General features: G+C 71.8%; 20 protein-coding genes. 10 read left to right on the top strand and 10 right to left on the bottom strand.

Translation table 11 applies throughout. The annotated features are described in order from the left end of the window. Window positions 1-79 precede the first annotated feature (79 nt). The gene (locus SD460_RS40400) at window positions 80-367 is read left to right on the top strand and encodes an acylphosphatase (protein WP_290049895.1); all 288 of its coding nucleotides are present in this window, start codon (window positions 80-82) and stop codon (window positions 365-367) included. 134 nt (window positions 368-501) lie between these two features. Next, entirely contained in the window at window positions 502-4,104 is a 3,603-nt protein-coding gene (smc, locus tag SD460_RS40395; RefSeq protein ID WP_290049897.1) for a chromosome segregation protein SMC, read from the top strand. A 79-nt stretch (window positions 4,105-4,183) separates the two neighbouring features. Here the strand turns inward: smc and SD460_RS40390 are convergent, their stop codons facing one another. The 3 genes from SD460_RS40390 to SD460_RS40380 all read right to left on the bottom strand — a co-directional run bounded on the left by SD460_RS40390 (window position 4,184) and on the right by SD460_RS40380 (window position 7,557). Beyond that, on the bottom strand, window positions 4,184-4,684 hold the full coding sequence (locus SD460_RS40390) for a DUF3455 domain-containing protein (protein WP_290049898.1): 501 nt from the start codon (window positions 4,682-4,684) through the stop codon (window positions 4,184-4,186). Window positions 4,685-4,770: 86 nt separating this feature from the next. Continuing rightward, the gene (locus SD460_RS40385; RefSeq protein WP_290049899.1) at window positions 4,771-6,336 is read right to left on the bottom strand and encodes a sodium:solute symporter; all 1,566 of its coding nucleotides are present in this window, start codon (window positions 6,334-6,336) and stop codon (window positions 4,771-4,773) included. 9 nt (window positions 6,337-6,345) lie between these two features. After that, window positions 6,346-7,557, bottom strand: a complete 1,212-nt coding sequence (locus SD460_RS40380; RefSeq protein ID WP_290049900.1) for an anhydro-N-acetylmuramic acid kinase — start codon at window positions 7,555-7,557, stop codon at window positions 6,346-6,348. A 140-nt stretch (window positions 7,558-7,697) separates the two neighbouring features. On the opposite strand from SD460_RS40380, the gene ftsY reads away from it, so the two are divergent. Beyond that, on the top strand, window positions 7,698-8,963 hold the full coding sequence (ftsY, locus tag SD460_RS40375; protein WP_290049903.1) for a signal recognition particle-docking protein FtsY: 1,266 nt from the start codon (window positions 7,698-7,700) through the stop codon (window positions 8,961-8,963). 28 nt (window positions 8,964-8,991) lie between these two features. Here ftsY and SD460_RS40370 read toward each other — a convergent pair whose 3' ends face one another. Next, complete coding sequence (locus SD460_RS40370) at window positions 8,992-9,462, bottom strand: hypothetical protein (RefSeq protein WP_290049904.1); 471 nt, start codon at window positions 9,460-9,462, stop codon at window positions 8,992-8,994. A gap of 141 nt (window positions 9,463-9,603) precedes the next feature. On the opposite strand from SD460_RS40370, the gene SD460_RS40365 reads away from it, so the two are divergent. Beyond that, on the top strand, window positions 9,604-10,104 hold the full coding sequence (locus SD460_RS40365) for a GNAT family N-acetyltransferase (RefSeq protein WP_290049906.1): 501 nt from the start codon (window positions 9,604-9,606) through the stop codon (window positions 10,102-10,104). Between the two features lie 4 nt (window positions 10,105-10,108). Here the strand turns inward: SD460_RS40365 and SD460_RS40360 are convergent, their stop codons facing one another. Then, complete coding sequence (locus tag SD460_RS40360; RefSeq protein WP_290049908.1) at window positions 10,109-10,408, bottom strand: hypothetical protein; 300 nt, start codon at window positions 10,406-10,408, stop codon at window positions 10,109-10,111. 73 nt (window positions 10,409-10,481) lie between these two features. Beyond that, window positions 10,482-11,258, bottom strand: a complete 777-nt coding sequence (locus SD460_RS40355) for an IclR family transcriptional regulator (protein ID WP_318307535.1) — start codon at window positions 11,256-11,258, stop codon at window positions 10,482-10,484. A 112-nt stretch (window positions 11,259-11,370) separates the two neighbouring features. On the opposite strand from SD460_RS40355, the gene aceB reads away from it, so the two are divergent. Beyond that, window positions 11,371-12,948, top strand: a complete 1,578-nt coding sequence (gene aceB, locus SD460_RS40350; protein WP_290049912.1) for a malate synthase A — start codon at window positions 11,371-11,373, stop codon at window positions 12,946-12,948. Then, on the top strand, window positions 12,949-14,136 hold the full coding sequence (locus SD460_RS40345; RefSeq protein ID WP_290049914.1) for a DUF6986 family protein: 1,188 nt from the start codon (window positions 12,949-12,951) through the stop codon (window positions 14,134-14,136). It abuts the gene before it with no gap. Between the two features lie 3 nt (window positions 14,137-14,139). On the opposite strand, the gene SD460_RS40340 is transcribed toward SD460_RS40345, so the two are convergent. From SD460_RS40340 to SD460_RS40330, 3 genes are all read right to left on the bottom strand, one after another. Further along, window positions 14,140-15,366, bottom strand: a complete 1,227-nt coding sequence (locus tag SD460_RS40340; RefSeq protein ID WP_290049915.1) for a DUF2786 domain-containing protein — start codon at window positions 15,364-15,366, stop codon at window positions 14,140-14,142. A gap of 128 nt (window positions 15,367-15,494) precedes the next feature. After that, window positions 15,495-15,977 carry a MarR family winged helix-turn-helix transcriptional regulator gene (locus SD460_RS40335; protein WP_290049916.1) on the bottom strand — a complete coding sequence of 161 codons (483 nt, stop codon included), beginning with the start codon at window positions 15,975-15,977 and terminating at the stop codon, window positions 15,495-15,497. Between the two features lies 1 nt (window position 15,978). Then, window positions 15,979-17,301 (bottom strand): PucR family transcriptional regulator, encoded by a 1,323-nt coding sequence (locus tag SD460_RS40330; protein ID WP_318307534.1) that lies wholly within the window; start codon window positions 17,299-17,301, stop codon window positions 15,979-15,981. 124 nt (window positions 17,302-17,425) lie between these two features. Here SD460_RS40330 and SD460_RS40325 point away from each other — a divergent pair, with 124 nt between their 5' ends. The 4 genes from SD460_RS40325 to pucD are packed head-to-tail and all read left to right on the top strand — an operon-like array spanning window position 17,426 to window position 22,336. Next, complete coding sequence (locus tag SD460_RS40325; protein ID WP_290049918.1) at window positions 17,426-18,289, top strand: FAD binding domain-containing protein; 864 nt, start codon at window positions 17,426-17,428, stop codon at window positions 18,287-18,289. Then, window positions 18,280-18,747 (top strand): (2Fe-2S)-binding protein, encoded by a 468-nt coding sequence (locus tag SD460_RS40320; RefSeq protein WP_290049919.1) that lies wholly within the window; start codon window positions 18,280-18,282, stop codon window positions 18,745-18,747. Before SD460_RS40325 ends, SD460_RS40320 begins: the two co-directional genes overlap by 10 nt. Then, window positions 18,744-20,084 (top strand): 8-oxoguanine deaminase, encoded by a 1,341-nt coding sequence (locus SD460_RS40315; protein WP_318307533.1) that lies wholly within the window; start codon window positions 18,744-18,746, stop codon window positions 20,082-20,084. Before SD460_RS40320 ends, SD460_RS40315 begins: the two co-directional genes overlap by 4 nt. Beyond that, window positions 20,081-22,336: a xanthine dehydrogenase subunit D gene (gene pucD, locus SD460_RS40310; protein ID WP_290049922.1), complete on the top strand. Its 2,256-nt coding sequence runs from the start codon at window positions 20,081-20,083 to the stop codon at window positions 22,334-22,336. The genes SD460_RS40315 and pucD overlap by 4 nt, the downstream gene beginning before the upstream one ends. On the opposite strand, the gene SD460_RS40305 is transcribed toward pucD, so the two are convergent. After that, window positions 22,329-23,906, bottom strand: coding sequence for a glycoside hydrolase family 27 protein (locus tag SD460_RS40305; RefSeq protein WP_290049923.1), 1,578 nt, complete (start codon window positions 23,904-23,906; stop codon window positions 22,329-22,331). The two genes, pucD and SD460_RS40305, sit on opposite strands and share 8 nt — an antisense overlap. Window positions 23,907-23,971 lie beyond the last annotated feature (65 nt).

Raw genomic sequence — 23,971 nt, 5'->3', positions numbered from 1 at the left:
CGGCGTGCGGGTATTCGCCCAGGTAGTGGGCTTGATCCGTTACTGTGCGCGGTCAGTTGACCCGGAAGGGAGGAAAAGCGTGAGTGAGCAAGAAACGAACACCCGGCTGACGGCGTGGGTGCGAGGCCGGGTCCAGGGTGTCGGTTTCCGCTGGTGGACGCGCAGCCGTGCGCTCGAACTCGGGCTGGTCGGGAGCGCGAGCAACCTGGCCGACGGCCGTGTCGAGGTCGTAGCGGAGGGTAGTCGTGACCACTGTGAGCGGCTGCTGACGGCGCTGCGGTCGGGAGAATCACCCGGAAGTGTGGAGCACGTCGCCGAGCGCTGGTCTGACCCGAAAGGGGGACTGGACGGCTTCGTCGAGCGGTGACGGAGGGTTGCCGGGGTGGGGCCTCGTGTGCTAGGCGCGCCGAGGAGGGGGCGCGTCCGGCGGGCCCCGAAGGCCCCCAGGTAGCCTGGGACGATTGAAACGCCAGTACCGGCAGCCAGAGGGGTCAGCACCCAGTGCACCTGAAAAGCTTGACGCTGAAGGGCTTCAAGTCCTTCGCCTCGGCCACCACGCTGCGCTTCGAGCCCGGGATCACCTGCGTGGTCGGGCCGAACGGCTCCGGCAAGTCGAACGTGCTGGACGCGCTGCGCTGGGTCATGGGCACCCAGGGCGCCAAGGACCTGCGCGGCGGCAAGATGGAGGACGTCATCTTCGCCGGCACCGCGGGCCGCGCCCCGCTCGGCCGCGCCGAGGTCACCCTCACCATCGACAACGCCGACGGCGCGCTCCCCATCGAGTACTCCGAGGTGTCGATCACCCGCCGGATGTTCCGCGACGGCGCGAGCGAGTACGAGATCAACGGCGACCGCTGCCGCCTGATGGACGTCCAGGAGCTGCTCTCGGACTCCGGCATCGGCCGCGAAATGCACGTCATCGTCGGGCAGGGCCAGCTCTCGGCGATCCTCGAGTCCAAGCCCGAAGAGCGCCGCGCCTTCATCGAAGAGGCCGCCGGCGTCCTCAAGCACCGCAAGCGCAAGGAACAGACCCTGCGCAAGCTGGCCAACATGCAGGGCAACCTCGACCGCCTCGGCGACCTGACGACCGAGCTGCGCCGCCAGCTCAAGCCGCTGGGCAAGCAGGCCGAGATCGCCCGCAAGGCCCAGTCGGTCCAGTCCGAGCTGCGCGACTCCCGCCTGCGCCTGCTCGCCGACGACCTGGTCACCCAGCGTGACGCGATCGCGCGCGAGGAGGCCGACGAGCGCACCGCCCGCCAGCGCCGTGCCGAGGTCGAGCAGCACCTCGAGATCGTCTCCGCCGAAGAAGCCGAGCTGGAGGCCTCGCTCGCCGAGGACGCTCCGCTCCTGCAGACCGCCCAGGAGACCTGGTACAAGCTCTCCGCGCTGGCCGAGCGCCTCCGCGGCACCGTCCGCCTCGCCGTCGAGCGGCAGCGGCACCTCTCCGCCGACGTCTCGACGTCGACCGGCGGCCGCGACCCCGAGGAGCTCCTCGAAGAGGCCGAGCGCGTCGCCGAGCAGGAAGAGGAGCTCAACGAGGCCGTCATGGAGGCCCGGGAGCTGCTCGCCGAGACGGTGCTGCGCCGCGAAGACCTCGAACAGCGCGTCCAGGCCGCCGAGCGCGCGCACTGGGCCGCCGTCCGCGCCATCGCCGACCGCCGCGAGGGCATGGCCAAGCTGACCGGCCAGGTCGAGGCGCTGCGCAGCAAGAACGGCGCCACCTCCGACGAGATCGACCGCCTCAGCGTCTCCCTCGAAGAGGCCGCCGAGCGCGCCGAGATCGCCGTCGAAGAACTCGAAATGGCCAAGGCCGAGGGCGGTGTCGAAGAGTCCGACGACGCCGGCCTGATGGACCGCCACGACCGGGCGGTCGAGGCCAACAACGCGGCCAAGGCGCGCGTCGAAGAGCTGGTCAAGGCCGAACGCGCGGCCGAGCGCGAGATCGCGTCCGACAAGGCACGCGTCGAGGCGCTCTCGATGGGCCTCAAGCGCAAGGACGGCGCGGGCGCGCTGCTCGGCGCGTCCCACGAGCTGCCGGGCCTGCTCGGCTCGGTCGCCGCGCTGCTCACCGTCGAGCCCGGCCACGAGGTGGCGCTGGCCGCGGCGCTCGGCCCGGTGGCCGACGCGGTCGCCGTCACCGGCGGCGAAGACGCCCTGCGCGCCCTGAAGTACCTGAAGGACACCGACTCCGGCCGCGCGGGCATCCTGCTCGGTGGTCCCGAGTCCACTGTGGACACGTACTCGTGGCCGTCGCTGCCGGAAGGCGCGCGGTGGGCCCGCGAAGTCGTCTCGGCGCCCGCGCAGCTGCGCCCCGCCGTCGAAGAGGCCCTCGACAAGCTCGCCCTGGTCCGCGACCTCGACGCCGCCCGCCGGCTGGTGGCGGTGCACCCGGAGGTCCGCGCGGTCACCGCCGAGGGCGACGTCTTCGGCGCCCGCTGGGCGATCGGCGGCTCCGGCAAGCGCGAGAGCGTCATCGAGGTCCAGGCCGCCGTCGACGAGGCGGCGGAGCGCCTGCGCCTGGCCGAGCGCTCCCTGGAGCGCTACGCGGCCGAGCTGGAAGGCGCCCGCGCCGAGCAGCAGGCCCGCCGCGAAGAGGTCTCGCAGGCCAAGGACGCGCTCGGCGAGGCGAAGGTCCGCAAGGCCCGCTCGTCGGAGCGGCTCAACCGGATGCAGCAGGCCGCCCGCCAGGCCCAGGCCGAGGTCGAGCGGCTCTCCGGGCAGCGCGCGAAGGTCGAGCAGAGCCGCGTCCAGGCGCTGGCCCAGCTCGCCGAGCTGGAGGAACGGCTCGCCGCCGTCGCCGAGCAGCCCGTCGAGGACGACCCGGACACCGCCGAGCGCGACGCCGCCGTCGAGGAGCTGGCCGTCGTCCGACAGCAGGAGATGGAGGCGCGGCTCGCGCAGCGCACCGCCGAAGAGCGGGCGCGCAGCATCGCGGGCAAGGCCGAGGGGCTCCGCCGCGCCGCGCACGCCGAGCAGCAAGCCCGTGAACGCGCCGAGCGCGCGGCCGCGGCCCGCAAGCGCGGCGCCGAGATCGCCAACGCCGTCGTCAACGGCGGCGAGCTGGCGCTGGAGCGCATCGAGCACTCCGTCCAGCGCGCGGCCACCGAACGCGACCAGGTCCAGGCCCGCCGCCAGAGCCGCGAGCAGGCGCTGACCGGCGTCCGCGCCAAGGTCCGCGAGCTGACCGGCGAGCTGGAGAAGCTGACCGACGCCGTCCACCGCGACGAGGTCCTGCGCGCCGAGCAGCGGCTGCGCCTGGAGACCCTCGAAGCGAAGATCGCCGAGGACTTCGGCATCGGCCTCACGGACCTCGTCCAGGAGTACGGTCCGGACGTCCCGGTCCCGCCGAGCGCCGGCGAGATGGCCGAGTACGAAGCGGCCAAGGACCGCGGCGAGGACGTCACCCCGCCGCCGCCGATGCCGTACGACCGCGACACCCAGGCCCGTCGCGCCAAGCGCGCCGAGAAGGACCTTTCCCTGCTGGGCAAGGTGAACCCGCTCGCGCTGGAGGAGTTCGCGGCGCTGGAGGAGCGGTACAAGTTCCTCTCCACGCAGCTGGAAGACCTCAAGGACACCCGCAAGGACCTCGAAGCCGTCATCAAGCAGGTCGACGAGAAGATCCTCGAGGTCTTCGCCGGCGCCTACGCGGACGTTGCTCGCGAGTTCGAGACGGTGTTCAGCGTGCTGTTCCCGGGTGGCGAGGGCCGGATGGTCCTCACCCAGCCGGACGACCTGCTCAGCACCGGCGTCGACGTCGAAGCCCGCCCGCCGGGCAAGAAGGTCAAGCGGCTGTCGCTGCTGTCCGGTGGCGAGAAGTCGCTGGTCGCGGTCGGCATGCTGGTCGCGATCTTCCGCGCCCGCCCCTCGCCCTTCTACGTGATGGACGAGGTCGAGGCGGCGCTCGACGACACCAACATGCGCCGCCTGATCGGCCTGCTGGAGCAGCTGCGCGACTCGTCGCAGCTGATCATCATCACCCACCAGAAGCCGACGATGGAGATCGCCGACGCGCTCTACGGCGTCAGCATGCAGGGCGACGGCATCACGAAGGTGATCTCCCAGCGCCTGCGCACGGCGGAGGAAGAGCCTGTCCCGGCCGGCTGACCAAGTCTGCCGCGGCTGGTCGTGAGTGTTTAGGACGGTTAGAACCGTCCTAAACACTCACGACCACTTGCACCGAGCGCTAGCCCGCGACCCAGAACGCGTAGTCGGCCGAATAGCGCACCGCGGTCTGCGCGCCGTCCGTGCACGTCCCGGCCGGGGCGACGCCGCCGCGCGTGTGGAGGCGCTGGATGTACGTCACCTTCGAGAAGATCCCGTCGCCGGTGTTCAGGTTCGCCTTGAGCAGCAGCTCCGGGATCGCGCCGTCCCGCGGGGCGTTGGCCACCGCCGCCGCGCCGACCGTGCTGCCGTCCACGATGGACGTCCAGACCGGGCCCTTGCTGTGCAGCGCCACCGGCTTGCCGTGTTTCGACAGCACCGCCGCGGGCTGGATCAGCGTCCACGCCCCGGCCGTGCACCCGTAGATCTGCACGCCTTCGGCGGGGTACGCGGCCAGGGCCTTGTTGCCCGCCGGGACCTTGATCGCGTCGGGGACGCGAGTGCCCGCCGGGGTGGCCGAGGCCGTCGCCGCGCCGCCGAGGAGGAGGCCGCCGATCGCGAGCGCCACCGTCATCCGCTTCATGAAGTCCACCTTCGATGTCCTCCCGCCGCTTCTCGGCGGGCTCCCGCAGACCGACACGGGCGCCCGCCGGAAACGGTTCAGAAGGATCAGGCGGTGGTGACCTCTTCGGTTTCGCCCACGGCTTCGGCTTCGGCCGCCTTCGGGTCCGGCGTGCGGTGCCGCAGTGCCAGCAACCCGCCCACGACCAGCGTGATCACCACGCCGAGCAGCGTGTACCACGGGTAGGCGAGCGCGACCTTGTCCCCGGCCGCCTTGCTGAAGTCGATCCCGATGAAGCCGCCGGTCTTCGCGCTGAACTTCACGCCCAGGATCACGAACGCCATCACGACGACCGTGGCCACGAACGCGATGATCGCGTCCACCTGCCGGGCCTTCTTGATCAGCAGGCCGAGCAGGAACGACCCGAGCAGCGCGCCGTAGGTGTAGCCGGTGATCGCCAGGCCGAGCTCGATGACCGAGTTCTTCGTGGTGGAGAACAGCGACGCGAACACCGCGAACACGACGGCCCAGATGAGTGTCCACATGCGACCGTGCTTGAGCAGCTTCGAATCTTCGGGCGCGCGCTTGGTGAAGCGCTGGTAGAGATCGGCCACAGTGGACGTCGAAAGCGCGTTGAGCGCCGACGCCAGCGCACCCATGGTCGAGGCGAGCACACCGGCGATGAGCAGCCCGGACACCCCGACCGGCAGGTCGTCGATGATGAACCGCGAGAACACGTCGTCCGGGCTCTGCAACCCCAGCTGCGCCACGGACTTGCGGCCGTTGAACACCCACAGCATCGCGCCGACCAGCAGGAACAGCGCGAACTGGATGGTGACGATGATGCCGCTGCCGATGAGCGCCTTCTGGCCGTCACGCAGGCTGCGCGTGGCCATCAGCCGCTGCGCGATCAGCTGGTCGGCACCGTGCGAGGCCATCGACAGCGCCGCGCCGCCGAGCACCGCCGTGATGAACGCGTACGGGCTGGTCAGCAGGTTCTTCGTGAAGTCGACGAGCATGAACTTGCCGTCCGCGGACGCCTGCGTGGCCCAGTCGGCGGGCAGCTTGTTCAGCAGCACGATCGCGGCCACCGCCGCACCGCCGAGGTACAGCGTCAGCTGGATGACGTCGACCCAGACGACCGCCTTGATCCCGCCGATGTAGGCGTAGATCAGGGTCAGCGCGGTCAGGATGACGACGATCACCCAGTAGTCCAGGTGGATGTTGTAGTGGCCGAGGATCACCTTGATCGGGATCGCGCCGGCGAACAGGCGCACGCCCTCGGCGAGCAGCCGGGTGATCACGAACGTCACCGACGCCGTGCCCTGCAGCCCGGAGCCGAACCGCTTCCCGAGGAACGCGTACGCGCTCACCAGGTTGCCGCGGAAGTACCGCGGCAGCAGCACGAACGCGGCGATCGTCCGGCCGATGATGTAGCCGAAGGCCAGCTGCAGGAACAGGAACGCGTTGCCGAAGACGAGGCCCGGCGTGCTGATCACGGTCAGCGTCGAGGTCTCCGTGGCCACCACGGACAGCATCACCGCGCCCCACGGCAGGCTGCGCTCGCCGACGAAGTAGTCGGCCGCCGACCGTTGCTTCCGGCCGACGAGCACGCCTATCAGCGGCATCGCCGCCAGGTAGACCACGATGATCGCGAGGTCAACACCGCGCATGGACTTCTCCTACTCGCATCCGGTCTTCTCCGCGACTCGCATCCGCGTCACGGTGCCCCCCAGCGGGGCGGGAAGGATCAGGGGCCCGGCACCCGGGACGAGCGCCCCGAGCAGGCGCGGCCCGCGGGCACCGGTCGCCGACGGGACGCTACCGGGTACGCCGCACCAGGTGAGCCAGCCCAGCAGCGCGGTCAGGTACGCCTCCTTACCGGCCCCGGGCAGCCCGAGGTCGTCGCTGGTCTTGAGCACCGCGGACGGGAGGTGCCGCGCCAGCGCCGTCATCACCGCCGGGTTCCGGATGCCGCCGCCGGAGGCGATGACGATCGTGGCGCCGTGGCGGACGCACTGGTCGGCCACGGTCACGGCGGTCAGCTCGGTCAGCGTGGCGAGCAGGTCGCCCGGGTCGACCGGGACGAGGCCGGCCAGCGCGGCGTCGAGGTAGGTCTCGTTGAAGTGCTCCTTGCCGGTCGACTTCGGCGGCGCGGCGGCGAAGTAGGGGTCGGCGAGCAGCCGGCCGAGCAGGTCGGAGCGCACCGAGCCGCCGAGCGCGAGCCGCCCGTCGACGTCGCTGCGGTGCCCGGTGACCCGGTGGGCGGCGACGTCGAGCAGGGCGTTGGCGGGGCCGGTGTCGTAGGCGATCGCCGGCGCGCCGTCGGCGACGACGGTGATGTTCGCGATGCCGCCGAGGTTCAGCGCGGCGACCGGGCGGCCGGTGTCCTGGGCGAGGCCGCGCAGCCACAGCTGGTCCAGCGTGCTCGCCAGGGGAGCGCCGTGACCGCCCGCGGCGACGTCACGGACCCGCAGGTCGGCGAGCACCGGCAGCCCGGTGCGCTCGGCGATCCAGGCGGGCTGGCCGAGCTGCAGCGTGCCGCGGACGTGGCCGTCTTCGACCCAGTGGAACACCGTCTGGCCGAGCGAGGCGACGAGGTCCGCGGTGCCGCCCAGCTCTTCGACGCCGCGCGCGGCCGCGTCGGCGAACGCCTGCCCGACGCCGGTGTCGAGCCGGGTCAGCTCGCCGGCCGTGCAGGGGTTCGGCGGCAAGGCGGCCAGGAGGGCTTCACGCAGCGGTTCGGGGTACGGGACGTCGAGCTCGCCGAGCGGGGTCAGCACGACCGTGTCGTCTTCGGCGTGCAGGTCGGCGGCGGCCACGTCGATGCCGTCCACCGACGTGCCCGAAATCAGGCCTATGACCCGGAAGCCGTGGCTGGCGCGAATCCCCATCCGGAGGGGTTTAGTGCAGGTCCTGCGTGTGACGCAACCCACTTGGTGAAGTCTTGGCCCAATCGGGATCCACGTCGTTATGAATTGCCTGTGCGGACGGGGTGTCCGGGTCCGTGCGGCGCGGATGAAAGGATGGTCCCGTGTCGAGCACCTGGTTCCTGTTCGTAGTCCTCGCCGTCGTCGTGCTGGTCGCCCTCCTGGTGACCGGTCTGCTGGTCGCGCGCAAGCGCCGGATCAGCCTGGACGCGAAGCGCGCGGTCGAGGAGAAACCGAAGGGCGGCTCCTACGCGGCCAGCGGGGGCATCGCGCTCGCGCCCGGCGGGACCGAGGTCGAGCACCCGGTCGAAGAGCGGCCGGAGACCGACGGCCAGCCCGCGGTCGGCGACGACGCCGCCGTGCCGCGCGATTCGGCGCAGCGCACGGTCCGCGACGTCAAGCTGCCGGACGAGCCCGCACCGGTCGTCGAGGAGATCGATCCGGCGACCGGGCGCATGGAGCGCCTGCGCGGCCGCCTGGCGAAGTCGCGCTCGGTGTTCGGCACGAGCCTGCTCGGCCTGCTCGGCGCCGGCGACCTCGACGAGGACTCCTGGCAGGACGTCGAAGACACGCTGCTGATGGCCGACCTGGGCGCGGCCACCACGACCCAGATCGTCGACCGCCTGCGCGACGAGCTCTCGCGGCGCGCGATCCGCTCGTCGGCCGAGGCCCGCGAGGTGCTGCACGAGGTCCTGACGGCCCAGCTGTCGACCGACAGCGAGCGCGCGGTCCGCGCCCTGCCGCACATCGTCGACGGCAAGAAGCAGCCCGCGGTGGTCCTGGTGGCCGGCGTCAACGGCACGGGCAAGACGACGACCACGGGCAAGCTCGCCCGCGTCCTGGTGGCCCAGGACAAGACGGTCCTGCTGGGCGCGGCGGACACCTTCCGCGCGGCAGCGGCCGACCAGCTCCAGACGTGGGCCGAGCGCGTGGGCGCGGAGGTGGTCCGCGGCAAGGAAGGCGCAGACCCGGCCGCGGTGGCGTTCGACGCGGTCAAGCGCGGCGTGGACACGGGCGTCGACGCGGTCCTGGTCGACACGGCGGGCCGCCTCCACACGAAGACGGGCCTGATGGACGAGCTGGGCAAGGTCAAGCGCGTCGTGGAGAAGCAGGCAAAGGTCGACGAGGTCCTGCTGGTCCTGGACGCGACGACGGGCCAGAACGGCTTGATGCAGGCCCGCGTGTTCGCGGAGGTCATCGACGTGACGGGCATCGTCCTGACGAAGCTGGACGGCACCGCGAAGGGCGGCATCGTGTTCCAGGTCCAGCGCGAGCTGGGCGTGCCGGTGAAGCTGGTCGGGCTGGGTGAAGGCCCGGACGACCTGGCCCCGTTCGAGCCGGGCGCGTTCGTGGACGCCCTGCTGGGTTGAGGCCGGCCCGGCTTCTCCCTGATGCCCGCTAGAGCCGGAACAACGGCGTCCCGTCCGGCTTCCGCAGGCCCAGCTGCAGGATCACCGGTGCCGACGGGCGGTGGGCCGGGATGAGGCACGGGGACGTCCGGCGCGCCGCGACCGTCAGGCGGGACCAGCCGATGCCCTGCAACGTCCGGCGGGCCGGGTCGACCACCATCGCCGCGCCGAAATAATCGCCGCCCGGGACCGCGATGCGGGCCGTGTTGCCCAGCACCAGTGAGAAGACCGTGCCGGTGCGGCTGCCGCTCTCCTGCAGCGTGAGGATCACCGGCGTGCGGCCCTTCGCGGCGGAGTGGTGGCGCACCGAGATCTCGACGGTGCCGGCCGGCGTTCCGCCGGGGCGGGGCCACGCCGGGGCCGGCGGTGAGCCGTCGAGGGCGCGGTCGACCAGGCGGTCCAGCAGATTCGATGCGGCGCCCTGGGCGAGCCAGGTCAGGGCGCCGGTGTGCACGTCCATGCGGCCTCCGGCGATATTCGGATGACGGGTGCCCGTGCGGCGGCGCACACTCCCGGTGTGCCCGGTTGACGCATTTCCGCTCGTGCCCCTCCCCGTAGCAGACGCTCCGAAGCCGTCAATCGCTACGAGGAAGGAACAATGATGACCGCCATTCACGGCGAACGGGTACGGCTGCGCCCGATCGGCCCAGCGGATCGCACCCGTGCGCACGAAATCCTGGCCACTCCGGAGGTCGCCCGCTGGTGGGGCGACCCGGACACCGAAACCGAAGGCCTGTACACCGTCGAGGACGGGTACACCTGCTACGTCATCGAGCTCGACGACGTCGTCGTCGGCCTGATCCAGAGTTGCGAGGAACTCGACCCGCAGTACCGCCACGCGGGCATCGACATCTCGGTCCACCCGGACTTCCACGGCCGCGGCCTCGGCACGGACGCCCTCCGCGCCCTGGCCCGCCACCTCCTCGACGGCGGCCACCACCGCCTGACGATCGACCCGGCGGCGTCGAACGAGACGGCGATCCGGGTGTACACGAAGGTGGGATTCCGCCCGGTGGGCGTGCTGCGCCGCTACGAACGGGCGCCGGACGGCAGCTGGCACGACGGCCTGCTGATGGACCTGCTGGCGGGGGAGCTGACGTGAGGGGTCAGCTCTTGTCGATGACCTGCTGGAGCAAGCGGCTCATCTGCTCCATGCCGACGTTGATCTTGGTGAACCCGCTGTCGATTTTGGACTCGATCGCGTCGAGCCGCTGACCATGCTCCATCTGGGTCTCGCGCACCGCGTTCTGCACCTTGGTGTGGCCGTTCAAGGTTTGCTTGAAGTCGGAGACATCCCTGTCCGCCGCCCCGGCGAGAACGCGCGCCGCCGCGGCGTCCTGTCGAGTTGACCGCACCTGTTCTTCCAAAACGGTCACGCGGGCTTCGAGGTCTTCGAGTCTTGCCATGTCGGTCACTTTACCGGCGGGGTCCGACACTCCCGCGGGTAGGTCACTTTCGGTCACTAGATATCACCCTATGTCACACTGATAGTGGGGCCTGGGAAAGGCTCGCCCCCAGGGCGTCCGCCACCCGCTGCACCGCCGGGGCGATGTGCGCCACCGCCTCGGCGGTCAGCCGGCCCGACGGGCCCGACACCGACACCGCCGCCGGGACCGGGGCCCCCGGGACCGCCACCGCCACGCAGCGGACGCCCAGCTCCTGCTCGGCCTCGTCCAGCGCGTACCCCTGCGAAGCGATCCGCGAAAGCTCCACCGCCAGCGCGTCCGCGTCGGTGAACGTGTGCTCGGTGTAAGCGGGCATCCCCGTCCGGGAGAGCAACGAGCGCACGTCGGAGGGAGGCAGGTGCGCCAGCATCGCCTTCCCCACCCCCGTCCCGTGCGGCAGCAGCCGCCGGCCGACCTCGGTGAACATGCGCATCGAGTGCTTCGAGGGCACCTGGGCCACGTACACGACCTCGTCGCGCTCCAGGACCGCCAGGTTCGCCGTCTCGCCGACCTCCTCGACCAGCTCCGCCAGCAGCGGCCGCGCCCACGCGCCGAACTGCATGCTCGCGTTCTCGCCCAGCCGGATGAGCCGGGCGCCCAGTGCGTAGCGCCGGTTCGTGTTCTGGCGGACGTAGCCCAGGTCGACCAGGGTGCGGATCAGCCGGTGGATCGTCGGCATCGGCAGCCCGGACAGCGTCGCCAGCTCCGAGAGGCTGGCCTCGCCGCCGGTGTCCGCGAGGTGTTCCAGCAGCTCGAAGGCGCGCTGCAGGGATTGGACGCCGCCGTCGCGACCGTTCTTCTCCGCCGGCACGGTGGCCCTCCTTACGTCGGCGTTGAGCTTCCGCTATGCAGAAACTATAGTCCGGCTGGTAGAAAACCGTAGGGCCGTTATCCAAAGATCCGAACCCTCGAGGTGTTTCCCCATGTCTTCTGAAGTCCAGGTGCTGGGCGACCCGGTCGAGCGCGGCGACGAGATCCTCACGCCGGAGGCGCTCGCCTTCCTCGCCGGCCTCCACGACGCCTTCGCCGGCCGTCGCGACGAGCTGCTCCAGGCGCGGAGCAAGCGCCGCGAAGAAGCCCGGACCACCGGCAGGCTCGACTTCCTGCCGGAGACGAAGGAGATCCGCGAGAGCGACTGGCAGGTCGCCGGCGCGCCCGAGGCGCTGCGCGACCGCCGCGTCGAGATCACCGGGCCGACCGACCGCAAGATGACCATCAACGCGCTCAACTCCGGCGCGAAGGTCTGGCTGGCCGACCTCGAAGACGCCAACACCCCGCACTGGGTGAACGTCGTGTCCGGCCAGGTCAACCTCCGCGACGCCGTCCGCGAGACGATCACGCTGGAGAGCGGCGGCAAGAGCTACGCGCTGAAGGACGACGTCGAGCACGCCACGATCGTGGTCCGCCCGCGCGGCTGGCACCTGCCCGAGAGCCACCTGACGTTCGGCGGCCGCGAAGGCATCGGCGCGCTCGTCGACTTCGGCCTGCACTTCTTCCACAACGCGGCCGAGCTGATCGAGCGCGGCAAGGGCCCGTACTACTACCTGCCGAAGATGGAGAGCCACCTCGAAGCGCGGCTCTGGAACGACGTCTTCACCCACGCCGAGAAGGCGCTCGGCATCGAGCACGGCACCGTCCGCGCGACCGTGCTGATCGAGACCATCCCGGCCGCGTTCGAGATGGAAGAGATCCTCTACGAGCTGCGCGAGCACGCCTCGGGCCTCAACGCCGGCCGCTGGGACTACCTGTTCAGCGTGATCAAGTACTTCCGCGACGCGGGCGAGAAGTTCGTGCTGCCGGACCGCAACTCCGTCACCATGACCGCGCCCTTCATGCGCGCCTACACCGAGCTGCTCGTGCGCACCTGCCACAAGCGCGGCGCGTTCGCGATCGGCGGCATGGCCGCGTTCATCCCGAGCAAGGACCCCGAGGCCAACAAGGGTGCCTTCGACAAGGTGCACGCGGACAAGTCCCGCGAGGCCGCCGACGGTTTCGACGGCTCCTGGGTTGCGCACCCGGGCATGGTCGCCCTCTGCAAGGAGGAGTTCGACAAGGTGCTCGGCGACCAGCCGAACCAGCTGGGGCGCACCCGCGACGAGGTGAGCGTCACCGCCGACCAGCTGCTCGACGTCGCTTCGACGCCGGGTGGCGCGACGGCGGCCGGCCTGCGCGCCGCGGTGGACGTCGGCGTCCGCTACATCGCGTCCTGGCTCGGCGGCAACGGCGCGGCGGCCATCCACAACCTGATGGAGGACGCCGCCACCGCCGAGATCTCGCGCTCGCAGATCTGGCAGTGGGTCAAGAACGGAACCACTTTGGACAGTGGCGACACCGTCACCTCGGAGCTGGTGCGGGGCGTGCTGGCCGACGTCCGCGGCGAGCTGGCCGGCGAGCTCAAGCCGGAGCTGCTGGAGCCCGCCGTCGAGCTGTTCGAGCAGGTCGCGCTGGCCGACGAGTTCCCGGACTTCCTGACGCTGCCGGCGTACGAGCGGATCAAGTAGGTGCGTCTTCCCGAAGACGTCTACGCCGCCGCGGACGCGCGCCTGGCTTCGGCCGACGCGCGCGTCGCGGCGGCGTACCCGGGCGAGCGGCCGGGACGGCAGCCGGTGCACACGGTGTACGTGCCGGCGTCGCAGTACCGGACGCGCCTGGTCGCCGACTGGGGCAAGCGCGCGATGCGCGTCTTCGTCGAGCACGAAGACCTGCTCGGCCTGGCCCCGGACGAGTACGAACGCGTGCGCGCCAAGCTGCTCACCGAGCCGATCGAGGACCTGCGGATCGACTTCGAGGACGGCTACGGCCGCGTACCCGACGACGTCGAGGACGCCGCCGCGCTGGCGGCCGGGCACACCCTGGCCACCACCGGCGGCACGCCGTTCTGCGGCATCCGGTTCAAGAGCTTCGAAGCGGCGACGCGCCGGCGCGGGATCCGCACGCTCGACCTGTTCCTCACCGGGCTGCTGGACAATGGCCCGCTGCCGCCCGGGTTCGTCGTCACGCTGCCGAAGGTGACGGCGATCGAGCAGGTCTCGGTGGCGGCGGAAGTGCTGGCCCGGCTGGAATCCGCGTACGAGCTCGCCGCGGGCACGCTCCGGTTCGAGGTCCAGATCGAGACGTCCCAGTCCATTGTGGACCTCGACGGGACGCTCTCGGTGCCGCGGATCGTGCAGGCGGCCGACGGCCGGTGCTCGGGGCTGCACTACGGGACGTACGACTACAGCGCGGGCCTCGGCATCGCGGCGGCGTACCAGAGCATGGAGCACCCGGTGGCGGACCTCGCCAAGGGCCTGATGCAGGTCGCGGCGGCGGGCACGGGCGTCCGGCTGTCGGACGGCTCGACGAACAAGCTCCCGGTCGGCGACGCCCTGCCCGCGGCGTGGGCCGAACACCTGCGCCTGGTGCGGCGGTCGCTGGAACGCGGCTTCTACCAGGGCTGGGACCTGCACCCCCACCAGCTCCCGACGCGGTTCGCGGCGACGTACCGGTTCTACCGCTCGGGCTTCCCCGAGGCGGTCGAGCGGCTGACGGCGTACGCGTCGAAGGTGGCCGGGGGAGTGCTGGACGAGCCGGCGACGGCCCAGGCACTGGCGGTGTACTTGCTGCGCGGGCTCGACTGCGGCGCACTCGACGGGGGCGAGCTGCCGTTCGGGCGGCCGGAGCTGGAGAAGTACGCGCGGCGCGAGGGCTGAGGGTCACTCGCCGAGCCGGGCGCGGTCGGCGGCCTCGCGGCCCGCGCCCCAGCCTTCGTGGCTGCGCACGGTCACCGATTTGCTCACCACTTCGGGGAACCGCTCGCTGAAGGCCGACGCCACCTTCAGCTCGTGCGACGCCAGCACCGGCAGCAGCCGGGCCGGGTCCGGCGAGTCCGCGATCGTCGCTTCGGCGGCCTGGTCGAGCCGCTCGCCGATCCGGGTGGCGTAGGCGACGAGGAACGACTTCCGGAACGCCCGGGACCGCCCGGCCGGGTCGGCGATCATCGCCCGCGTCGCCTGGACGAGCAGGGACGTCGTCAGCAGCTCGACGGCGTCCAGGTCGTCCTCGTCGCCGACGACGGTGACGAACCCCCAGCGCGGGTCGAAGATCGCGCGGCACCGGTTGGCCTTCGAGACGACGTGGACCAGCAGCGACTTGGCGTCGACGTAAGGCGTGTCGAGCCAGATCCGCCGGGCCGACGGCACGTCGGGCGCGGCCTCACCCGCCTCGACCAGCACGCGGTCGAGGGCGTAGCGGGTCATCAGCTCCTGCGCCTTCGCCGACAGGGCCTCGGCCTCGTCGGGGAACGAGCTCGACTCGGCCTTCGCCAGCAGCGCGCGAACCCGGCCGAGCTTCTTCTCGTCGACGGCGTGGTGCGCCGGCCGCTGCGGTGCCGCGGTCCCCGGCGCGGGCAGGACGGGCGTGACGGCCGGCAGGGTGAGCAGGAAGCCGAGCGCCTCGATCACCGTCGTCAGCGCCTCGGCCGGGGTCAGGATGTGCTTCGCCGCCCAGTGCGTCAGGTGCGGCTCCGGCCACCAGTGCGTGGCGCCGGTGTCTTCGAGCTGCTCCCGCCAGCGGGGGTGCACGGTGGCCGGCGCGAACCGCTCGACGTACGCGGCGAGCGTGTCGAGCAGGAAGGACCGGGCGAAGTCGTCGACGTGCCGTCGGGCGGCTTGGTCGAGGTCCATGGGTAGCCAGCCGCCCCGGCAGACCCGGCTGATCAGCTGCTGCCCGGCCAGGTCGGCGGCGTCGGCCAGCGCGGCGGGCAAGTCGAGGCCGGGAGCGAACCGGTCCGCGTGCTTCCGGGCCGCACCGGGGACACCCCGCGCGACCTCGTAGCCGGCGGTGAGCAGCGCGTCGCGGGCTTCCTCGGCGGTCGCGGCCGCCCCGGCCCACGGGACGGCTTCCTCGACGGCTACGCGCTTGCGGCGGTTCTTCTTGCCCACGCTGGGACAGTGTGCCTCACCGCAGCCGGCCGCCCGCCCCGAGCGCCCCAATGTGGCGTTGGTTGCGTCAGACGCACCGAACGCCACATTGGGTGCGCTGGACGCACCGAACGCCACATTGGGGCGCTTCAGCGCAGCCGGGGGAGGGCGTCGCGGGCCGCGTGGCTCAATGCCCGCAAGTCGTCGGCGAAGCGCTCCCGGTGCTCCGCCGGGACCGGCCGGAAGAAGAACTGCTCGATGTTCTCCACGTGCAGGCGGCTGGCCCGGACCGTCGTCTCCTCGCCCAGCGGGGTCAGCCGCACCAGCTGGACGCGGCCGTCGCGGGGGGACGGGGTGCGGGTCACCAGGTCGAGCGCCGCCATCCGGTCGACCAGCCGGGTCGCGCCGCCCGTTGTCAGGACCTGCTCCTGCGCGATCGAGCGCATCGTCAGCCCGTCCGGGCCCGCGCGGCCGACGATCAGCAGCACCTCGTACATCAGGTGCGTGATCCCGCATTCGCGTTCCAGCTCCCGCCCGAGCAGGTACTCGAGGCGGTTCGCCGCGCCCTGGAGCCGGCCGAAGGCCAGGATCCGCGGGTCGTACCCGGCCTGCTGTGCCGACGTGATCTCCACTTCACTCCTCCATGCGCAGCGCGAGGTAGACGTCGAGCTGGTCGGTGAACTCGGTCAGGTCCGCGCCGAGCAGTTCGCCCGCCCGGCCGATGCGGTAGCGCAGCGTGTTGACGTGGACGTGCAACGCCTTCGCCGCCCGCGTCGGCGAGCCCGAGCACTCCAGGAACACCCGCACCGTGTGCACCAGGTCCGTGTGCTGCTCGGCGTCGTAGGCCAGGAGCGGCCCGAGAACCCGCCGCCGCAGGGCCGCGCGCAGCCCGTCCGGGGCCCCGGCGAGCAGCAGCTGGTGCGCCGCCACCTCGGCGGCGGGGACGACCACGACGCGGCCCGGGCGCCGGGCCGCCACCCCCACCGCGTACCGCGCGGTCTCCCACGCCTCGGCCCGCGGCGCCGGATCGCTGACCCCGCAGAGGATCCGCGCGGACCGGAGCAACGGCTCTACAGTGGACAACTCCACTGTGGACGGAAGATGGGTGGTCGCCGCGTACGAGGTGTCCCCGGTGGACTCCAGCAGGAGCCCGTCCGGCAGCAGCTCCCGCAGGACGTCCCGGCTCTCGTCGCTGCCTTCGGTCCGCAGTGCGACGACGCGGGCTTCGCCGGGCAACTCGGCTTCGGCCGGGATGGCACGCGCCCGCGTGACCCCGATCAGCCCCGCGAGTTCCTCGGCCAGCTCGGCCTGCGCGGTGCTCAACGGGCCGCCGGCGGCGATCAGCCACGGCACGGCGTGCCGCCCTTCGACCGGGACCACCGTCAGCGGCCCCGACTTGCGCGCCGCGTACCGGCGGACCACGTCTTCGGCGGGCAGCGGCAGCGGCGCGGTCCCGGCGATCACCCGGCCGAGGCCCGAGAGCACCCAGCACGGCAGCCCGAGTTCGGCCGAAGCGCGCTCCAGCAGCGTCTCGACCGGCGCGTCCGCGGCGGCCTGCAAACGTTTGCGCGCGCTGTCGGACGCGGCGGCCAGCGCCAGCACCACCTGCTCGGTGATCACCGAGAACGACAGGTCGGCCGGCACCTCGAGCAGCGGGATCCGGTGCCGCTCGCAGGCGTCGACGACGTCGGCCGGGATCCCGCCGGAGTCGGCGCCGGACGCGGCCAGCGCCGCCGCGCCCGCCCGGGCCAGCGCGGCCACGAACGGCTCGGCGTCGCCCGGGCGGCGCCACCAGAGCAGGCCGGACAGCACCAGCTCGCCCGCCGACAGGTACCGTCCGGGGTCGGGCAGCTCCGTGACGTAGATGCGCGTCACCGGCCGGTCGAGCAGGTCGGCCCCGGCCCACGGGCGCAGCCGCAGACCGGGGAGGCCCAGCAGAGTTTTCACGGTCGTCATCAGGCTTGTAGGAAAGCACAAACGCGCCGGGTTTCGCTCCTGTGCGTTTCATGCGACGTGCCGTTGCCGCCCCAGCCCGCTTCGGCGTCTACTGGTCTATCGCCCTCACGAAGGAGCAACGACAGTGGAGTTCCTGCGTCCCGCGACGCTCGCCGAGGCACTGGCCCTCAAGGCCGAGCGCCCTGACGCCGTCCCGATCGCCGGCGGCACCGACGTCATGGTCGAGCTCAACTTCGACCACCGGCGCCCCGAAGCCCTGCTGGACCTGACCCGGATCGCCGAGCTGACGACGTGGTCCACATCGGACGGGACGGTCCGGCTCGGCGCCGGCGTCCCGTACACCCGCGTGATCGCCGAACTGGGTGAATCCCTCCCGGCGCTGGCCATGGCCTCGCGCACGGTCGGCTCGCCGCAGATCCGCAACCGCGGCACGGTCGGCGGCAACCTCGGCGCCGCGTCCCCGGCCGGCGACACCCACCCGGTGCTGCTCGCCCTCGACGCGCGGATCGAGGCGGCCTCCGTCCGGGGGACCCGGCTCCTGCGCGCGGAGGAGTTCTACGTCGGCGTGAAACGCCACGCCCTCGACCCGGACGAGCTGATCACCGCCGTCCACCTGCCCGCGCACGCCGGGCCGCAGCAGTTCGCCAAGGTCGGCACGCGCAACGCCATGGTCATCGCGGTCTGCTCCTTCGCGCTCGCCCTGCGCGACGGCCAAGTCGGCGCCGCGATCGGCTCCGCCGCGCCCACCCCGCGCCGGGCCCGGGAGGCTGAAGAGTTCCTGGCCGCCGAGCTGCCGTGGACGTCGCCCGAGCCGCTGCCGGACTCCCTGAAACGCCGCTTCGGCGACCTGGTCGGCGCGGCCGCCCAGCCGATCGACGACGTCCGGGGCAGTGCCGCGTATCGGAAGCACGCGTTGGGGGTACTAGCGCGGCGTACGTTGACCTGGGCTTGGGACGAACACCGGACGGGGGAGCGCGCATGCGCCTGAACGTGACCATCAACGGCGAGGACCGCGAGGCGGACGACGTCTGGGAAGGGGAAAGCCTGCTCTACGTCCTGCGCGAGCGGCTCGGCCTCCCGGGCTCGAAGAACGCCTGTGAGCAGGGCGAATGCGGCTCCTGCACGGTCTACCTCGACGACGTCCCGGTGTGCGCCTGCCTGGTCGCGGCCGGCCAGGCCGAGGGCCGCGTGGTGCGCACGGTCGAGGGGCTGGCCGACGGCGACGCGCTCGACCCCGTCCAGCAGTCCTTTGTGGACAACGGCGCGGTGCAGTGCGGCTTCTGCACGCCGGGCCTGGTCGTCGCCGCCCACGACCTGCTGAACCGCGTCCCCGATCCGTCCGACGAGGAGATCCGCGAGGCACTCGCCGGCAACCTGTGCCGCTGCACCGGCTACGAGAAGATCCTCGACGCGGTGCGCGCGGTCGCGAAGGGAGGTGTCGCGTGAGGACGCTCATCGCGAACGCGGCGATCGCCACGGTCACCGGCGAGGAGTACGCGTCCGGCCACGTCGTCGTCGAGAACGACCGCATCGCCGAAGTCGGCGAAGGCGTGTACACCGGGGAGTTCGACGAGCGCGTCGAGGCCGAAGGGTGCCTGGTCACGCCGGGCCTGATCAACACCCACCACCACCTCTACCAGTGGGCGACCCGCGGGATGGCCGCCGACCACACGCTCTTCGAGTGGCTGGTCGCGCTCTACCCGGTCTGGGGCCGGCTCGACGACGAGATCACGCACGCGGCCGGTACGGCGGGGATGGCGCGGCTCGCGCTGACCGGCTGCACCACCGTCGCCGACCACCACTACGTCTTCCCGCGCGACGGCGGTGACCAGGTCGCGGCGCTGGCGGCGGCCCGGCAGCGGATCGGCGTCCGGCTGCACGTCGTGCGCGGGTCGATGGACCGCGGCGAGTCCGACGGCGGCCTGCCGCCGGACAACCTCGTCGAGTCGACCGAGGAGGCGCTGACCGGCACCGAAGCGGCGATCGGCCGCTTCCACGACGCTTCGCCGGGTGCGCACCTGCAGATCGCCGTGGGTCCGTGCTCGCCGTTCTCCGTCACCGAGCGGCTGATGTCCGGCGCCGCCGAGCTGGCCCGTCGCGAGGGCGTCCGCCTGCACACGCACCTCGCCGAGACCGTCGACGAAGAAAAGCAGTGCCTGGCCGAGGTCGGCTGCACGCCCGCCGAATACGCCGACAAGCTGGGCTGGCTCGCCGACGACGTCTGGCTCGCACACACCATCCACCTCGCGCCCGACGCGATCCGCCGCTTCGGCGCCACCGGCACCGGTTCGGCGCACTGCCCGACGTCCAACGGCCGCATCGGCGCCGGCATCGCCCCGGTCCGCGACCTGCTCGACGCCGGGGTCCCGGTCGGGCTCGGCGCCGACGGGGCCGCGTCCAACGAGTCCGGCGGCCTCGGCGAGGAACTGCACCAGGCGTTGCTGCAGGCCCGCCAGCGCGGCGGGCCGCGCGGCCTGACCACGCGCGAGGCCCTGTGGATGGGGACGATGGGTGGCGCCCGCTGCCTCGGCCGCGCGGACGACCTGGGCTCGATCGAACCCGGCAAGCTCGCCGACCTGGCCGTCTGGGACTTGACCGGGCTGAACTACGCGGGCATCGCCGACCCGGTCGCGGCCCTCGTGCTCGGCACGACCCCGCCGCTGCGCCGGCTGTTCGTCGGCGGCAAGGCCGTCGTCGAGGACGCCACGCTGCGCGAGGCGGACGAGCCGGAAATCGCGGCCGAGCTGGCGGCCGCGAGCGCCCGGTTGAGGGGGACCAGATGACCACCACCGTCACCACGCAGCCGGTCGGCGGCGTCGGCACGTCGCCGCAGCGCCCCGACGGGATCGTCAAGGTCCGCGGCGAGTTCGCCTACTCCTCGGACCTGTGGCACGACGACATGGTGTGGGGCGTGACGCTGCGCAGCCCGCACCCGTACGCGCGGATCACGGCGATCGACATCACGGACGCCCTCACCGTGCCGGGGGTGTACGCGGTGCTGACGCACGAGGACGTCCCGGGCGTCAACCGCTACGGCCTCGAACACGCCGACCAGCCGGTGCTGGCGTCGGAAGTCGTGCGCTACCAGGGTGAACCGGTCGCGCTCGTCGCCGCCGACCACCCCGAGACCGCGCGCCGCGCGATGAAGCGGATCGTCGTTTCCTACGAGGAGCTGGAGCCCGTCACGGACTCCGAAGCGGCTGTCGCGGGCGAAGGGCCTTCGCTGCACGAAGGGGGCAACGTCGTCCGGCACGTGAAGATCCGCCACGGCGCTCAGGACGTCACGGCCGACGTCGTCGTCTCGGGTGTCTACGAGGTCGGGATGCAGGACCAGGCGTTCCTCGGCCCGGAGTCCGGGCTGGCCGTGCCGGACACCGAAGGCGGCGTCGACCTCTACGTCGCAACGCAGTGGCTGCACGTCGACCAGCAGCAGATCGTCGCCGCGCTGGGCCTGCCCACCGAGAAGGTGCGGCTGACCCTCGGCGGCGTCGGCGGGGCGTTCGGCGGCCGCGAAGACCTGTCGATGCAGGTGCACGCGTGCCTGCTGGCGCTGCACACCGGTAAGCCGGTGAAGATGGTCTACAACCGCGAAGAGTCCTTCTACGGGCACGTCCACCGCCACCCGGCGAAGATGTACTACGAGCACGGCGCCACCCGCGACGGACGGCTCGTGTACGTCCGCACGCGCCTGTACCTCGACGGCGGCGCGTACGCGTCCTCGACGGGTGCGGTGGTCGCGAACGCGGCCACGCTCGGCGTCGGACCGTACAAAGTGGACAGCGCGTCGGTCGACTGCTGGGGCACCTACACGAACAACCCGCCGTGCGGCGCCATGCGTGGCTTCGGCGCGGTGCAGGCCGCCTTCGGCTACGAGTCGCAGATGGACAAGCTCGCGGACGCCTGCGGCCTCGACCCGGTCGAGATCCGCGTCCGCAACGCGATGAGCGAGGGCGACCTGATGCCGACCGGCCAGGTCGTCGACTCCGCCGCCCCGGTCGCGGAACTGCTCGAACTGGTGCGGGCCAAGCCGATGCCGCCGGAGCGGCCGTTCGACCTGCGGCACATGCCGGGCGGCGTCTCGAACACCACGCACGGCGAAGGCGTCGTCCGCGGGGTCGGCTACGCCGTCGGGATCAAGAACGTCTGCTTCTCCGAAGGCTTCGACGACTACTCGACGGCTCGCGTGCGCCTGCAGCTGGTCGGCGGCGAGCCCGCGGCGACCGTGCACACCGCGGCCTGCGAGGTCGGCCAGGGCCTGGTGACGATCATGCAGCAGATCGTCCGGACCGAACTGGGCGTCGAGCAGGTGACGGTCCTGCCGATGGACACCTCGATCGGCAACGGCGGCTCGACGTCGGCGTCACGCCAGACCTACGTCACCGGCGGCGCGGTCCAAGCCGCCTGCGTGGCGGTGCGGTCGCGGCTGCTGTCCCGGTTCGGCGCCAAGGTGCGCGTGGTCGGCGGCAAGCTCGTCGCGGCCGACGGTCAGGTGCTCGCCGACCTGGTGGACATCCTCGGCGACGACGTCTACGACGAGACGATCGAGTGGCGGCACCGGCCCACTTCGGCGTTGGATCCCGAGACCGGGCAGGGGACCGCGCACGTGCAGTACGCCTTCGCCGCGCACCGGGCGGTCGTCGACGTCGACACCGAGCTGGGCCTGGTGAAGGTCGTCTCGCTGGACTGCGCTCAGGACGTCGGCAAGGCGCTGAACCCGCAGGCCGTGCTGGGCCAGATCCAGGGCGGCTCGGCGCAGGGGCTCGGGCTCGCGGTGATGGAGGAGATCCAGACCTCCGGCGGGAAGATCCGGAACCCCTCCTTCACCGACTACCTGATCCCGACGGTCCTGGACATGCCGCCGATGAGCATCGACGTCCTGGAGCGCCCGGACCCGCACGCGCCCTACGGCCTGCGCGGGGTGGGCGAGCCGCCGACGATCTCCTCGACTCCCGCGATCGTGGCGGCGATCCGGGCCGCGACCGGGCTCGCGCTCACCCGCGTCCCGGTGCGGCCGGAGCACCTCACCGCTACCTGAGCTGCCAGTTCTGGTTGGCGTCGTCGTTGCAGCCCCACAGTTCGAGCTGGACGCCGTTGACGTTGCCGGCGGGCTTGTCGCCGCCGGTGACGTCGACGCACAGGCCGGTCTGCGTGCCGGTGATCGAGCCGTCGGGGTTGAGCTTGAACTTCTGGTTCGCGCCGCCGTGACACGTCCAGGCGATGAGCTTGGTGCCCGCGGTGGTGCCACCCTCGCTGGCGTCGAGGCAGAGGCCGTTACCGGCTTTGAGTTCGCCGGCGCTGGTGAACGTCCAGGTCTGGTTCGGGCCGCCGTCGCAGTCCCAGATGTCGACCTTCGTGCCGGGTGTGGTGACGTTGCCGTTGACGTCGATGCAGCGCGAGGACGACGCGCCCTGCAGCGGTTGCGCGGTGCTGCTGCCGCTCGCGCCGGCCTTGACGCGGTAGACGACGGTGCCGTGCGACGGGACGGCCGCGCTGATCGTGCCGGTGCTCGTGGTCTGTTCTTTCGTCCACAGGTTGGTGAGCCGGTAGCTCGACGCGCCGGGCAGCCCGGCCGCGGCGGTGGTCGTGGAGACGGTCTTGGTGCTGCTGTTTTCGTTGAACAGCACCACGGCGACGTCCCCGCCCTGGAGCGGCTTCGCCAGGACGTCGAGGCCGCCGCTCGACGAGATCCGCGTGGCCTGCTTGCCGAGCGGGTCCTGGTCGACGGCGATGACGTCGCTGTTGAGGTACGTCGAGAAGGTGGCGACGCTGGCGGAGCGGAGGTCGGCGCCCGCGATCAGCGGCGCGGCCATCGCGGCCCACAGCGTGAAGTGGGCGCGGTCCTCCTGGAAGTCCATGCCGTCGCCGACTTCGAGCATGTCCGGGTCGTTCCAGGCACCGGGTTTCGCGGCGGCCGCGAGACCGACGTTCTGGCGGTAGATCGAGTCGATGCTGCCCCAGTTGTTGGTGATGTCCCCGGTGGTGCGCCACAGGTTGCCGACGTCCGGCGCCCACGTCGACGGGCTGAAGTTGCCCCATTCGCAGATGCTGTAGGCGATCGGGCGGCCGGTGGCCTTCAGCGCGTCGCGCATCGCGGCGTAGCGGCGGACGTAGTCCTGCTGGTTCTCCCCGGCGGGGCTGCCGCAGTTGTCGTACTTGAGGTAGTCGACGCCCCAGCTCGCGAAGCTGTTCGCGTCGGCCTGCTCGTGCCCGAGGCTGCCGGGGTAGTGCTGGCAGGTTTCGGTGCCGGCGCTCTCGTAGATGCCGAACTTCATCCCACGCGCGTGGATGTAGTCACCGAGGGCCTTGAGGCCGCTGGGGAACTTCGCGGGGTCGGCGACGAGGTGGCCCGCGCCGTCGCGGTTGCGGGTCATCCAGCAGTCGTCGAGGTTGACGTAGGTGTAGCCGCGGTCGCGCATCCCGGAGCTGACCATGAGGTCGGTGGTCTGCTTGACGAGCGTCTCGTTGATGTCGCACTCGAAGGTGTTCCACGTGTTCCACCCCATCGGGGGTGTTCGGGCGAGGCCGTTCTCCAGGGCTTCCGCGGCCGGGCTCACGAGCCCGATCGCGGCGACGGCGGTGGCGAGGACGGCGAGGACTCGGCGCATGGCAGCTCCAACCGACAGCGGTGGGGGAGGAGAAGAGCAGCTTCCGTGTCCACTGCTGCGCGGTC

The sequence above is a fragment of the Amycolatopsis solani genome, from assembly GCF_033441515.1.
Taxonomy (GTDB): domain Bacteria; phylum Actinomycetota; class Actinomycetes; order Mycobacteriales; family Pseudonocardiaceae; genus Amycolatopsis; species Amycolatopsis solani.
This window is presented reverse-complemented; position numbering and strand designations above follow the sequence as displayed.